This is a genomic window from Brevibacillus fortis (genome assembly GCF_046196545.1).
Taxonomy (GTDB): Bacteria; Bacillota; Bacilli; order Brevibacillales; family Brevibacillaceae; genus Brevibacillus; species Brevibacillus fortis_A.
On the sequence record NZ_CP176370.1, the window covers coordinates 4,079,431 to 4,092,893 of the forward strand.

At 46.8% G+C, this 13,463-nt stretch carries 15 protein-coding genes; 9 read left to right on the forward strand and 6 right to left on the reverse strand.

Annotated elements, in window-relative coordinates:
- Window positions 1–1,134 carry a DUF2515 domain-containing protein gene (locus tag ACKKE8_RS20280; protein ID WP_409174630.1) on the reverse strand — a complete coding sequence of 378 codons (1,134 nt, stop codon included), beginning with the start codon at window positions 1,132–1,134 and terminating at the stop codon, window positions 1–3.
- Between ACKKE8_RS20280 and shc the strand changes: the two genes are divergently transcribed.
- The gene (shc, locus tag ACKKE8_RS20285) at window positions 1,107–3,089 is read left to right on the forward strand and encodes a squalene--hopene cyclase (protein WP_409174631.1); all 1,983 of its coding nucleotides are present in this window, start codon (window positions 1,107–1,109) and stop codon (window positions 3,087–3,089) included. The two genes, ACKKE8_RS20280 and shc, sit on opposite strands and share 28 nt — an antisense overlap.
- A gap of 9 nt (window positions 3,090–3,098) precedes the next feature.
- Here shc and ACKKE8_RS20290 read toward each other — a convergent pair whose 3' ends face one another.
- Window positions 3,099–3,296 carry a hypothetical protein gene (locus ACKKE8_RS20290; protein ID WP_409174632.1) on the reverse strand — a complete coding sequence of 66 codons (198 nt, stop codon included), beginning with the start codon at window positions 3,294–3,296 and terminating at the stop codon, window positions 3,099–3,101.
- Between the two features lie 147 nt (window positions 3,297–3,443).
- Between ACKKE8_RS20290 and ACKKE8_RS20295 the strand changes: the two genes are divergently transcribed.
- From ACKKE8_RS20295 to ACKKE8_RS20320, 6 genes are read left to right on the forward strand one after another with little or no spacing between them, the layout of a single operon-like run.
- Window positions 3,444–3,695, forward strand: a complete 252-nt coding sequence (locus ACKKE8_RS20295; protein WP_409174633.1) for a spore germination protein — start codon at window positions 3,444–3,446, stop codon at window positions 3,693–3,695.
- Entirely contained in the window at window positions 3,692–3,928 is a 237-nt protein-coding gene (locus ACKKE8_RS20300) for a spore germination protein GerPB (RefSeq protein WP_409174634.1), read from the forward strand. Before ACKKE8_RS20295 ends, ACKKE8_RS20300 begins: the two co-directional genes overlap by 4 nt.
- Window positions 3,929–3,962: 34 nt before the next feature.
- The gene (locus ACKKE8_RS20305) at window positions 3,963–4,577 is read left to right on the forward strand and encodes a spore germination protein GerPC (protein ID WP_409174635.1); all 615 of its coding nucleotides are present in this window, start codon (window positions 3,963–3,965) and stop codon (window positions 4,575–4,577) included.
- Window positions 4,574–4,765 carry a spore gernimation protein gene (locus ACKKE8_RS20310; protein WP_409174636.1) on the forward strand — a complete coding sequence of 64 codons (192 nt, stop codon included), beginning with the start codon at window positions 4,574–4,576 and terminating at the stop codon, window positions 4,763–4,765. The genes ACKKE8_RS20305 and ACKKE8_RS20310 overlap by 4 nt, the downstream gene beginning before the upstream one ends.
- A gap of 13 nt (window positions 4,766–4,778) precedes the next feature.
- Window positions 4,779–5,171: a spore germination protein GerPE gene (locus tag ACKKE8_RS20315; RefSeq protein WP_409174637.1), complete on the forward strand. Its 393-nt coding sequence runs from the start codon at window positions 4,779–4,781 to the stop codon at window positions 5,169–5,171.
- A gap of 3 nt (window positions 5,172–5,174) precedes the next feature.
- Window positions 5,175–5,390, forward strand: coding sequence for a spore germination protein (locus ACKKE8_RS20320; protein WP_017249535.1), 216 nt, complete (start codon window positions 5,175–5,177; stop codon window positions 5,388–5,390).
- A gap of 86 nt (window positions 5,391–5,476) precedes the next feature.
- Here ACKKE8_RS20320 and ppsA read toward each other — a convergent pair whose 3' ends face one another.
- The 3 genes from ppsA to ACKKE8_RS20335 form a co-directional block, all read right to left on the reverse strand.
- Window positions 5,477–8,092 carry a phosphoenolpyruvate synthase gene (gene ppsA / locus ACKKE8_RS20325; protein ID WP_409174638.1) on the reverse strand — a complete coding sequence of 872 codons (2,616 nt, stop codon included), beginning with the start codon at window positions 8,090–8,092 and terminating at the stop codon, window positions 5,477–5,479.
- Window positions 8,093–8,302: 210 nt separating this feature from the next.
- On the reverse strand, window positions 8,303–8,899 hold the full coding sequence (locus ACKKE8_RS20330; RefSeq protein WP_409174639.1) for an Hsp20/alpha crystallin family protein: 597 nt from the start codon (window positions 8,897–8,899) through the stop codon (window positions 8,303–8,305).
- A gap of 85 nt (window positions 8,900–8,984) precedes the next feature.
- Complete coding sequence (locus ACKKE8_RS20335) at window positions 8,985–10,346, reverse strand: LCP family protein (RefSeq protein WP_409174640.1); 1,362 nt, start codon at window positions 10,344–10,346, stop codon at window positions 8,985–8,987.
- A gap of 236 nt (window positions 10,347–10,582) precedes the next feature.
- Between ACKKE8_RS20335 and ACKKE8_RS20340 the strand changes: the two genes are divergently transcribed.
- Entirely contained in the window at window positions 10,583–11,512 is a 930-nt protein-coding gene (locus ACKKE8_RS20340) for an NAD(P)/FAD-dependent oxidoreductase (RefSeq protein WP_409174641.1), read from the forward strand.
- A 14-nt stretch (window positions 11,513–11,526) separates the two neighbouring features.
- On the forward strand, window positions 11,527–12,000 hold the full coding sequence (locus ACKKE8_RS20345; RefSeq protein ID WP_409174642.1) for an NUDIX domain-containing protein: 474 nt from the start codon (window positions 11,527–11,529) through the stop codon (window positions 11,998–12,000).
- Between the two features lie 74 nt (window positions 12,001–12,074).
- On the opposite strand, the gene ACKKE8_RS20350 is transcribed toward ACKKE8_RS20345, so the two are convergent.
- The gene (locus tag ACKKE8_RS20350) at window positions 12,075–13,448 is read right to left on the reverse strand and encodes an MFS transporter (protein ID WP_409174643.1); all 1,374 of its coding nucleotides are present in this window, start codon (window positions 13,446–13,448) and stop codon (window positions 12,075–12,077) included.
- Window positions 13,449–13,463 lie beyond the last annotated feature (15 nt).

Consider the following 13,463-nt stretch of genomic DNA (forward strand, 5'->3'; position numbering starts at 1 on the left):
TTAGCCAAGTATTCTCGTTCTGGCTGCGACAGCCCACTCGATTTTCGCCAACGCCTGGCAATACGCCTCACGCAACTCCGCTGCATTTGCTGTCTCCTCCGTTCGAGTCAGCACACGCCATACATCGCTCTTGTTTTTGTACCAATCTAACTCTTTTGGCGGCTCATGATGGATAGGTCTCCAAACTTGACGCAGCGCTGGGGAAAATAGTCGCTTTGCCCCTGATCTCAGCTGACAGTTCATTAGTTTTACCTGATAAGGCTTGCCAGGAGCTATATCATTCACATCGTGAAAAAGATGGGGCCAATAATCTTTTCGCGAACCTGTGTGTGGCTGTTCCAATGCCCAAGCGTACGCTGCCTCCTGCCTGTTCGTATCTCCGAACAGCAGATTGTACAGCCTTTTTCCCAAGCTGATTCTCTCTGGTAAGGAGGCAAAATGAAACACTCGCTCACCCGCGAGCTGCAAGGAGCTTCCCTGCTCGTTAGCCACTTTCCGATGAGGAAACAAGATCATATTCAATTGCAAAAGCTCCTGCAGGGCAAACGGGAATGTGCGGACAACTGAATTTTGATAACCCGGGTCTTTCATGACCTGTTCTTCCAAGTAGTTTTGTTCATTGATAATCAAGCCAATGGTGAGCAGTTCTTTGTCAGTTGTCTTCCAGAAATGATTCCAGATCGCCTGCATGAAAGTAGAGACGCCCAGATGAGGCAGTAAGTAAAAAAGGTTGGTCTGTCGCCTGACACTCTCTTCATACAGTAACAATTGAGGGTACGCATCGTGAAAAATCAGCCAGTTTCCCCGCTCCAAAAACGAAAAATAATCCTGCTGCTCTTTTGTTCGAAGCAAGCGAGGCAATAATTCTCCCCGTAAATCGGTCATACTCCATCCCGCATTGCGCGATACGAGATGAGCCAATAGCGCCCAATGAATTTGTGGATGCTTTTGATAAAACGACAAATAGGCGCGCGTTCTGTCTATGTTGTCACGGTTGTGGGCGAGCGTCTCCTGTCTAATCCGCTCTGCAGTCTTTTGCTCTTGCATTGGCAATGGTGCTGTCGCCGTACGGACTCTCCCCAGATTCCTGGCAAGCGGCAAGCGAGATGCGTATTGGTACCACGACAAACCCATCGATGCTCTTCCCCCTCTCTTCCTTAGGCAACGTATTTTATCGGGAGGTGAATGAGTTGCGTGAAGTCCAGCAAGAAATTAGCCGCATTCAAGCCTTTTTGTTACAGCGCCAACAAGAGGATGGCACTTGGCGCTTTTGTCTGGAAAGCTCACCGATGACAGATTCTCACATGATCATCCTATTGCGCACGCTGGGTATTCATGATGAGCGTTTGATGGAGAAGCTCACTGCTCACATCACATCTCTCCAACACGATAATGGGGCATGGAAGCTGTACCCTGACGAGCATGAAGGCCATCTGTCTACGACGATTGACTCGTATTACGCCCTTCTGCTATCAGGCAAATACACGAAGGACGAACCGAGAATGGCACTGGCTCGCTCGTTTATTTTGGAAAAGGGTGGGCTGACACAAGCGAACATGCTGACCAAATTCTCTACAGCCTTGACAGGACAATACCAGTGGCCCTCGCATTTTCTCGTTCCCGTCGAGATTGCTCTCTTGCATCCGAGTTTCCCTGTCAGCTTTTACGATTTTGTCGGGTACGCACGTGTCCATCTTGCCCCCATGATGATTGTGGCTGATCGCAAATATGTAAAAAAGCCTGACGATGCGCCAGACTTGTCCGATTTATACGCAGATACACCTATCTCTCGCGGGCTATATCCGCATCGATTCCTAGAGAATTTCCTCAAAGAAGGGCAATCGTTCCTCGCTACTATCCATGATTCCTTGCAGCGTCTCCCCTTTTTACCCGGACAACTGCACAAGCTCGCCCTACGGCGTTTGGAACAATACATCCTCGCGCGAATCGAGCCGGACGGTACTCTATACAATTATTCGACCTCTACCTTTTTCATGATCTTTGCGCTGCTCGCTCGCGGTTATTCTCCGAAAGACCCACTCATCCAAAAAGCGATGCAGGGGCTTACGAATAGTGTCTACGATTATGAAAACGGCGCACACTTGCAGCTAGCTACCTCAGCTGTATGGGACACGGCGCTCTTGGCTTCTTCTCTGCAAAAAAGCGGACTTTCTACCACACATCCCGCGATTCAAAAAGCAAATCGTTACCTTCTCCAAAAGCAGCAGCATACATACGGTGACTGGAAAATCCGCAATCCAAAAGGAAAGCCTGGCGGTTGGGGCTTTTCTGACTACAACACCATGAACCCGGATATTGATGATACGACGGCTGCTCTGCGCTCTCTGCGCCTGCTTGCCCGTACGGATATAACAGCAGCAGCCGCTTGGAAACGCGGTCTCGAATGGCTATTATCCATGCAAAACGACGATGGGGGCTGGCCTGCTTTTGAACGAAACACCGATGCTGATTTCATTCGTCACCTGCCGATCGAAGGAGCAGATACCGTCAGTACAGATCCCTCCTCTGCCGATTTGACAGGGAGGACCTTAGAGTTCCTCGGAAACTATGCCGGACGAACATTGACTGACCCCCATGTAGAAAAAGGAGTCCGCTGGCTTCTCAAACATCAAGAGTCAGACGGCTCCTGGTATGGACGTTGGGGAATTGCTTACCTATACGGTACATGGGCTGCAATTACCGGGCTGATGGCGGTTGGCTTTTCCCCTACTGATCCCGCCATCCAAAAAGCAGTTGCGTGGCTGGTTGCCAACCAAAATCCCGACGGCGGCTGGGGAGAATCTTGTCAAAGCGACCAGAAAAAAACGTACGTCCCCCTCGGAGCAAGTACTCCTTCGCAAACGGCATGGGCAACCGATGCACTGATAGCTGTGTCAACAAAGCCGACAGCAGAGCTTCAACGAGGGATTCACTATTTGCTCACTCATAATCAAGCAAATGACTGGACGACTCGCTACCCGACTGGCGGGGGACGTCCTGGCGGCACTTACTTTGCTTATCACAGCTATCGTTGGATTTGGCCATTGTTGGCTCTCAGCCACTATCAGACCAAATATGCGAACACATAATAACCACCGCTACCCTCTTCGCAAACCAAGGTTTAACGGCTGGAGAGGAACCTGGGGTGAATAAATCACGGCGTGTGGCGGCGTATCAAAAATAGAGTAGCAGGACAGGACATCGGTGTCCCCAATCAGCACAATCGACGACCGAGACACTCCCCCAAAGCTGAAATCACCGACGTCTATTTTTTTATTCGTCACCTTCATATTCATGGAACTTTTTCTCCTTTTCCTAAAACTCGCGCCTATCCATACATCGTATGCTGCTCACACTGGTTCGGTCGCAAAAACAGGTATGAACACCCACTGGCCTACGACATACAATACAGAGAGGATCTCTCCCAAAAGGATGTGCCGAACATGCCAGCATTCGTTGGAGTCATCAATGTAAACAACGTGGGCGGCGTTTTCAATGTCGGAGACGTCCGTAAAATCGCTCCTACCAGCTATGCCAAAACCTTCGCGGGTGGAGGATCATTCAATTCTGGTACCAATCTGTCCTTCAAAATTCCACGTAGCGTCGTCTACGTCAATGAACAATCCGATAATGATATCCCGCTTTTTGTAGAAGAAACGAACGATTTCAGGGCAAAGGGACGAGATTTCGCATGAATTTTTTTGTTACGCAACATATCGTAATCAATTCGCTTAAGATCGAAGGCATAAGCAACTCTTCGGTGTGCCAAATAGGAAGTGCCGGGATTATTAAGCCCGTTTCCAAGCTGTACAATACTGGCGGATACACAGAGCCAGCTCCACCAGTGGGGCCTCTGCCCACAACCGGTTCGGAAGAATTCGTGCCGCTCATTCCGTTGGTTTCGCCCTCGCCCTCGCGGATTCGCTAACCCGCTTTATGCTAGATGAAGAAGGATGGTCGTCATGTACATGGATCCCGAAATGATGCAGTATTTTCAACAGTTACATGACTATATACAATTGCAAAACAACAAGATCGAAAAGATGAAGCAAATGCTTGAACAGCTGCAGCAAGATGTAAATGATCTCAAGGAAAAACAGATTCCTTCCGTCATCAAGAACGAGTACAAATTCGATCTGCTAAAGGTTGAGCGACTGGAAGGGACTCTCAATATCGGCTTAAACCCAAAAGGAAATGATGCTGGAATCGGTGATTTTTCCATCAATCAATCGATGGATGTCCCTAATCCGCACCAAAGCAATGCCCCGCTTTTTGACCGTGTCCAGAAAGAAATTTATCAATACTTGGAGACAGATGCCTACCTCGTTCTTGAAAGAATCGAAACAGAATGCAACTATCCACTGGATAACAATTATCGAGCCTTTATCTTGGATGACATTAAAAAGCAGATCGATCAGCGGATTAAGTATTACCTGAGCGAGCTTCCTGCCGATGAACTAGAACCAGAGCAACTCGATATTTTCATGCAAAATACAGTCCAAAAGGTTAAACGAGATATCGACAAGACCTGCGAAACATTCGTGAAAAATTTGCCTCGTGAGGTGAACGAACCATGATGAGGTATCAAGTGATAAACGAAGCCATTTGTGTAAAGAAGGTCTCCGTCAGTGCGCTTTCTTCTGCCGCTTCCTTGTTTATTGGAGACACACAGACTGTAGACCTCAGAGCGATTTATGAAACCCCACCCGAAAAAATGATTGTCGGGGCCTCGATCCCGATTGATACTGCTCTGCCTGCTTCATAAGGAGGTTGTCTCCATGTACCGAAGAACCAGTCATGTCCGTAAGCTGGATGTTATCTCGGTCGATACCTCATCTGTTCTGCAAATAGGTGATTCCCGGCAGATTGATGCTGTCTCGAACATTTTAGCCGTCCAACGCGAACAGGCCATATTCTATGAAAATGAATTTATGTTCGAGGATTTCTCGGCCTTTTCCGTTCCTTTAACTCCCCCTAGTCTCTCAGATCCGATTTGCATTGATACGTTCCACGACTGTCCGTACATTTTCATTCGAAAAGTGGAAGTCCCTTTCGTAGCAGGAGCGTCCGTCGTCCATGTTGGTTCTAATGAATCCATTACACTCGAAACGCGAGTCGTAAATATTCGTCACATTTTCCAAGACGAGCCAAAAACCAGAGGGAGGGGGTAGGCTGTGCCTTCTGTCATTGGAGCTGTCAATATCAATAGTAATTCGGGTACCGTTAACTTCGGAGATACGCTCAACATATCACCCAAAACAGCCGCCAAGACATTCTCCGGTTCAGGAGGCGGCAACACTGGTAACGTCGTCAACACGCTCAATGGTGTCAACGCAACGAATACACTGGACCCCAATGTCGTCGATCAACCGATGTTTGGGAACATCTAATCCCTGCAGTGTTAATGTCTTTTCATTGACACTGTTTTTATTTTGGCTGAAAAAAGGACACAAAAAAGGAGGCACGAGCCCCCTTACTACAATATTTCAATATACCCTTCTGTTCCATGCACGCGAATTCGTTGTCCGTCTTTTATCAGACTGGTAGCATTTTCCACGCCGACAACTGCTGGCAAACCATATTCACGCGCGATAACTGCCCCATGGGTCATCAGTCCACCAACTTCGGTGACAAGCCCCTTTATGGATACAAACAACGGTGTCCAGCCAGGGTCAGTAAAGGAGGTGACTAATATATCTCCATCTTCTAGATCAGCATCTTCCATGTTTAAGATGACTCGTGCTCGCCCCTCTATAATCCCGGAAGAAACAGGAAGACCTACAATCGCATTGGCTGGCAGATTTTCTCGTTTGTACTCACCTGCAATGATTTCACCATCAGACGTGATTACACGTGGGGGAGTCAGTTTTTCAAAAAACTTGTAATCGTCTTTTCGTTTGCTGATGATCTCATAATCCACTTTGTTTGTGCGTACGACCTCATGAAGATCTTCAAAAGTGAGATAGTATATATCTTCTTTTTCATGAATAACGCGAGCTAGTACGAGTTGTTCGGCTTCTTTCAGTAAAGCCTGCTTATAAACGAAGTAGCGATTAATCATGCCGTATTTTGGATATTCCCGATAGCCGCTGAAATTCCGGATTAGGTCGATCATTTGTTTTGTTTCTTTGGCTTTTTGTTCACCATCCGGTAATTGCTTCAATCGCTCTAATAACTCTTGCTCTTTTTCCAACGCTTCCTGTCGCCCTTGTTCGAATTTCCGATTGCCAGCATTCGGCTCAAAGTTTTTGATGTTACCTAGAATCGTTGAAACAAGTGTCATTGGTTTTTCACTCCAACGAGTTTTCGTTATATCGATTTCTCCGGCACATCGCATTCCGTATTTCGTGAGATAAGCATAGATTGCGTCTTGCGTCTCCTGTCCACCTTCAAACTGAACCAGCTCATCCAAAAAGTTATCTTCTTTTGCATGCTGTAAAAAATCAATTACTTCTGGATAAGGACGAGCCACATCTGCAACATCCATTAGCGCCAGTCCCATTTCCGAAGTAATATTGTTTGGCACAGACTGAGAAAGCGTGTCTGCTACGTTTTTTTCCCCCAACCACACGTTCATTTTTTCATTGATCCATTTTGAAGCATTCATAGCAGCCGTAATCACGCCTATGTTTTGTGGATCAAATAAAATCTTCTTTAATTGCTGGATGTCTTCTCGAATAAAATCAAATAAATCCGGTCCTGATTTTGTTTGGATGTGATGCTTTAGCTCTTCGATCGATGTTTGACTACGCTTAATCAAATCAGAAACAATTGTCGGATCGTTTTCGAATTGTTCTTGAAAACCCAAAGACGATATACCTTTATTGCTCTTACCGGGACTCTGCTCGTTTTTATCTATTGGTAACGATTGTATAAAATCTCCTCGCTCTATGACGGTCATAAGCGCGTCTTTTATAAGCGGATCGGATTGTCCCAGGGTATCTAATATGATTTGTCTGCTGTCAGGTGAAGCTAGCATATTTGTAACATCAACAAACAACCTTCCACCCGCTTTGCGCATAGGTGCAGGAGTCGTTAACAGAAAAAAAGACAGTCCCAATGGTTTCATGGGGTCAGTCATCATTTGTTGATGACCAACAGATACATAGACATGATTTTCTTGATCATTCGCTTCAGGAATGGGATATAAAGTCGTGATTGGACGACTCTGGACAATAGAAAAAGTATCATTAACCAAGCACCATTCGATATCTTGTGGGCAACCAAAATAGGCTTCAATCTGCCTTCCAATGTGTGCCAGTCGTAAAATTTGTTGTTCAGTAAGTGTTTGGGTCTTTTGCTGATCAGGATCGATCTGCTTTGTCTCTGTTCCGCCTTCTTTTCGTCCATAGATAGCCAAATTTTTGGTTGCTATCCTCTTATCGACGATTTCCCCTTCCTGCACTTTATAACAATCAGCAGACACCAGACCAGAGACCAGTGCCTCTCCAAGTCCATAACTGGCATCGATGGATAGCAACTTCCGGGTGGATGTAATGGGATCAGCGGTAAATAAAATTCCGGAAGCCTGTGGGAAAACCATTTTTTGAACGATAACCGATAAATAAACGTGACTGTGGTCAAATCCATTTTGCATGCGGTAGATTACCGCACGATCCGTAAAGAGGGAAGCCCAGCATTTGCTGATATGCTGGAAGATTGCTTCTTTGCCGATGATATTTAAATAGGTATCTTGTTGACCTGCAAAAGAGGCATGTGGTAAATCTTCAGCAGTCGCACTAGAACGCACTGCATAAGCATGCTCCTCTCCAAATTGGGAGAGATAGTGAGTAACGGCGTTCACAACATCGGAAGGAATTTCTGCTTCCATAATGATTTGTCGAATCTTCCTGCTGATTTCTCCGATTTGTTCTCTGTCTTGTACATTTAGCATGGCTAGTCGATCCAACAAAGCATGATACGTTTCGTTTTGATCGATGGCCTTTTGATATCCCACTGTTGTCACACAAAATCCTTCTGGTACTTGTATTCCTTGAATTTTTGACAATTCCCCTAAATGTAACCCTTTTCCGCCAACGAGCAAAAGCTGCGTTTTTTCCATCTCCTGAAAACTGAGAACCAAAGAACTCATTCAATATCTCTCCTAACCATTAAATTGAGAAAAAACATTTGACAAGAGTTCAACAGCATGGTACGATTAAAGTGTAAGATGCATTAACTATGACCATACAATATAAAACAGTCGTGATCTGATTATATCATCGCGTCTGTTTATGTGCAATAAAAAAGAACCTGGTAGAAACATCCAGGTTCTTTTTTGCTTTTCCACTACCACTTGCTTTTACAAGCTCGCCTTAAAAGTTGTTTTTCGTTCGTTCGCAGACCTACCACGCATCAAATAGATTTCTAACAAACCGTCTTGATACTGGGCCTTCATTCCTTTTGAACTGACGGAAACCGGAAGAGCCAGCTTACGATAAAAGGGGCCGTAGCTTCTTTCCCCTTGTGTACGAAACCCCTGGTGATCACTTTCCTTGATGATCCCCTTGACCTCCAACCACCGTTGGTCGGAGAGGGTGATCTCCAGACTATCGCGATCGAAGCCCGGGAGTTCACAGGAAACAATGACCATTTGCTCTGACTGGAAGATATCCGAGGCTGGGGAAAAATGCGAATCGTCTACCTGCCCGAAACGCATCGATTTTTCCTTCGTCTTTTTTTTCCCCTTTTTCACGGGTGGTACATTTGGCGCGGCGGCGGCGGCCGTCTTTTGTGCTGTTTGCTTATTGAGCGTCGAGATATTCTCCCAAAAATTCGTATCCAGCACCTGTCCCATCTGGCTCAATGCTTTCCACGGATGATCTGGGTCAAAGCCGAGCTTGGACAAACTTTCGGATGCTTTTTGCAACTGTTTCATGGTCTCTTGCAGGTTTTTCATAACTTCCTCACTCCCTTCCCGGCAAAGGCAAGACTGTCTTTGTACGATAGAATATGTGCTTTTGCCTGGGGGGGTGTACTCAAGATCATCCGGTTTGCCCGATGTCAGCACTATCTGTCGCCGGTGCAGGCGGGGCCAAAATATCTGGTGGTGGCATATTACTATCCGTCGGCTCAGGATTGGGTTCGCCGCCATTTCCATCTGGTACAGTCGGCGATGTTCCAGGCTCCTGTGTTGGTTCTGGAGCCGGATTTGCTGGTGGTGTAGCTGGTTTTTGTGTTTTTGGCTGTTCTTTTGTACCTGTTGCAGACTTAGGCTTCGGAGCTGGTGTTCTCTTCTCTGCTTTCATTTCGACCTTTGCAACTTCCGCTACAGCTGCATCACTGAGCTGTTCGCCAGGTCCAGCTACTCCCACTTCTGTTTGCAGGGCAGTTCGAACAGCTTGCATGTTCTCTCTCGGCCATAAAGAATAAGGAGAGCTCCAGATCGCTCCATTATCCAAAGTAACCATGTTGCTTGACGAAAAGCTGGCAAAATCGAGGGCCAATCCTTTTATTTGGTTTGGTGAGAGATCGGTTTTGATATGTTGACCAACGGTATCCAGTACGGCTGTCAAACTCGATATCCCATCCAGAGACATGCTCTTTTCTGCCACAGCTCGGATTACCTGCTGCTGTCTGCGATTGCGATCGAAGTCGCTCGAGTTGTAAGCGTCTCCACGTCTATCGATGCGATGGCGAACGAAGCCAAGTGCCTGCTCTCCGTTCAATACTTGCTTTCCTTTTTTCAAATTGCGGTATACACCTTGCTTCGGCAATTCATATACGAGATCGCGATCGACGTCAACCGTAATGCCGCCAAGCTTATCTATGACCGCTGTGAAGCCCTCAAAGTCAAGCTGCACGTAATGCTCGACAGTGATCCCCAGCATGTGATTCAATGTTTTTTTAAGCATCGTCATGCCATTTTCGGTAACAGGCTTTCTTTTGATTTCTGCATCTTTCCTGATATTTTCCCCTAATGCAAATACTTCATTAACTTTGTGATAACCTGGATATCCTGGGATTTGAACGCGGGTATCACGGGGCAACGATACCATGCTCAGCTTTTGCGTAACCGGATTGGCGACCGCGACGACGAGGACATCCGTGTTTAACATGCCGATGTTTTTGCGCGTATCCACCCCGACGATGACAAAGGCAATTGATTTTTTTTGCTCATACGGCTTTTCTACAACAGGTTGATCCGGTAGCTTGTAAGGGTCTTCCGTTACAATGTCCAGTGTCTTGTTTAACTGGTTGAGGGCATAGCCTGCTCCTACAGCCAACAAACAGAGGAATAAGCAACCAGCCAAGAGCAGATACATCCGCTTGCTTCGCTGGCCACGCTTGATCCTTTTGCGCGGCGGTTTTGCAGGAGCTTGAGGCTTGTCATTCTTGACTTGCACGTTCGGTTCACTCCTTTTTAAAATCACGGGGTCCATAGTGCTTTGGGCTTTTCATTTTTCAATATATTCTGGAAAACCTTGCCCCATTTTACCACAATCTTCCGTCAAAATGTAGAATCTTGCCGATTCAACTCGATCGGTTTTCCCTGAGAGTTCTTGCACTTGCGAATCGAAACAGGTAGTCTAAAACTGAGGAAAATCGGATAGATGAATAAGGGAATCGGAGGGACTTGAGAGTGGAACACATACAGGTGCTGATCGCAGGTGGCGGCATCGCAGGGTTGTCCGCAGCAATATGGTGCCAACGATTAGGTCTTTCTTGTCTTCTTATCGAAAAAACGGATAGACTCGGCGGCCAACTGCATCACATTTACAACGAGATTACCGACTTTCCGCCCCTTGTATATGACCAGGGAGCTGCACTTGTAAAGGTACTGATCGCACATCCTTTCATCCAGCAGCCAAACATACGATTGAACGAAGCCATTCTTTCCATTGATCGGGAAACGAAACAGGTAATTACTTCGAAATCCGTTTATCGTGTCGACTATCTACTCATCGCCACAGGAGTTGGCTGGAATGAAATACCGGCCCTAGCTGATTGTCCGAGCGTCCTGTCGCCTTGGTTTTCTACAACTGCCCAAGCGCACACCATCGCCGGGCAAGATATCGCCGTTATTGGCGGAGGAGATCGTGCATTAGAGAGTGCAGCAAATTTGAGCTTTCATGCCCGACGAGTTTATCTGTTGGTTCGGAGCAGTGAGTGGCGTGCTCGTCCCGAATGGCAAAAGAAAATCACAGGCCTTCCCAACATCCAAGTCCTGTGGGAAACACAAGTAAGTGACTATCAGGACGAAGAGGCACGGACGGTTCTGACACTCACTACTACACGCGCAGGCAATCCAGAGACGGTCGTAGTCGATTGGATTCTGCCACGAATTGGTGTTCATGGAAACACAGCTGGTTTCGATGGCTTGGACACGTTTGGCGATGACTATTTGCAAACGGATTCGTATCAACGAGTCAACTCTGCATGGATATACGCAGTTGGAGACGTGAGCAACGGAGCCGCTTATGCGAGTTTGTCATTGGCAGTTGGTCAAGCGATGAAGGCGATCAAGCATATTTCCTTGCAAATTCAAAACAACAGATCAATGAGCCTGTAGAAGGAGAGCTTTGCATGTACGCTTTTTACGACGATTTCGGCTTACCTGTCAAGCTAACCTTTTCCCCCGAAGAGTATCGTATCCACCAAGCAGGTCACGTGCTGATCTTCGCTTTTTATCAAGGAAAGCTGTTATTTACTCGCCATCGTACACGTGGTGTGGAGCTACCAGGGGGAAAAGTTGAACCGGGTGAAAACAGCCTGGCGGCAGCAGTTCGTGAAGTCCATGAAGAAACCGGCGCCATTCTGGAAGGGATTGAGCGCATCGGGCAGTACACCATCGACGACTCGATGCGAAAAGACATTTATATCGCAAAGGTAGCGCATTATACAAACCAGCCAAGCGGCTCAGACGTGCTTGCCACCATTGTGTTTTCGGAAATCCCGCGAGATGTAAAAGGCAATCAGGAGTTTAGTCGTATTCTGCAAGATGATGTGTATCCGCTCGCACTCGAACGAGCTTTACGTCATCCCTTCGCTGAGTCCTAGCCATCATAAACAGGCTCGTCCCTGTCGCTCTCCGACATTGTATTCGGTGAGAATGACCGACAGAGACAGCCTGTTTATTGTTTTTCCTTTTCCTTCTTTCCCGACAACACACGCTTGACGAGCTCATTTGGATCAAAGCCATACTTTTCGATGGCTCTCTCACGTTGTACTTCGTGTACCGTTTCTGGTTCAATTCCCATTACCTCTGATATTTGCCGCCACGCTTGCGTCTCGCTGTCTTTTGCCCCTTGTCCTTGCTGCTCGACCTGCTTGGGCTTCAAGAAAAAGATCGCAACTACAGCGAAAACGAGCGATAAACCTGCGATTGACATAAACATAACCGTCCGAGAAATCCCAAGCAACCAGGTAAAAATAGGTGGGCCGATCGCAACACCGATAAAACGGACTCCGCTATACAAAGAGGTAATCATGCCACGCTCTGTTTTTTGTACGGCCCCAACGATCATGGAGTTCAAGCAAGGTAAAATCATCCCCGTCCCCATGCTGCCGATGACCAAAATACCAATCAGAACATAAGCCCCTTTGACAAAGCTAGCCAGAATGTAAGACGTAGCCAGCAAAAACATGCCGATAATCACAAACAGACGCATCAGCTTCAGCTTCTTTTTGATGATAATTCCTGTCACATATGCCGCTATACTCATCACGAGCAAGGGAATCGCCAAAAAGAAGCCTTTGATGACACCATCGATCTTGTATTTTTCCTCCAATAAATCAGACAGGTAAAACAGTACACCAAACAACGTGAACAAGCAGATGCTCCCAATAAAAAACGCGGGGACAAGCCATTTTCCGTGCTGCTTAAACACCTGCGAGATCGAATGCATGTACTGCTTGACGGGAAGCGGCTTCTTCTCCTGTTTCTTTTCCTTGGTCAGAAATAAAAACATCAGGAGGACGACTCCGCAAATAATCGGAAAAGCTAAAAAGACCATGTACCAAGAGATGAGAGCAAGCAAGGAGCCAATAATCGGACTTAATACTTTTCCCATCCCGTTTGATGTCTCCAACAACCCCAATGCCCTACTCTCCGAAGCGCCATCGAACAGATCCCCTACCAATGCCATCGCGATGGGGGCTGTCCCGGCGGCCCCGATCCCCTGCAAGACTCGCCCTCCCATGATGGCCATATAAGGTTGATCTATCCACAGCGCGGCAAGTCCTGCGACCAAACCACCCAGACCGTACAAGGCAAGGGAGATGATAATGACAATTTTCCTCCCAAATCGATCTGACAAATAGCCGGCAAAAGGAATAACAATACCTGCTGCAATCGAAAAAGCGGTGATCAACAAGCTCGTCTGTAAGGCAGTGAGCTTCATTTCTGTTTTCATCGTAGGCAGTACAGGGATCAGCATCGAGTTACCCAGCACCATCACTAATGGAACCCCGACAAGCCCAATCAGGTTTTTCGCATTTTGTGCCATACGAAACTCCTTCTC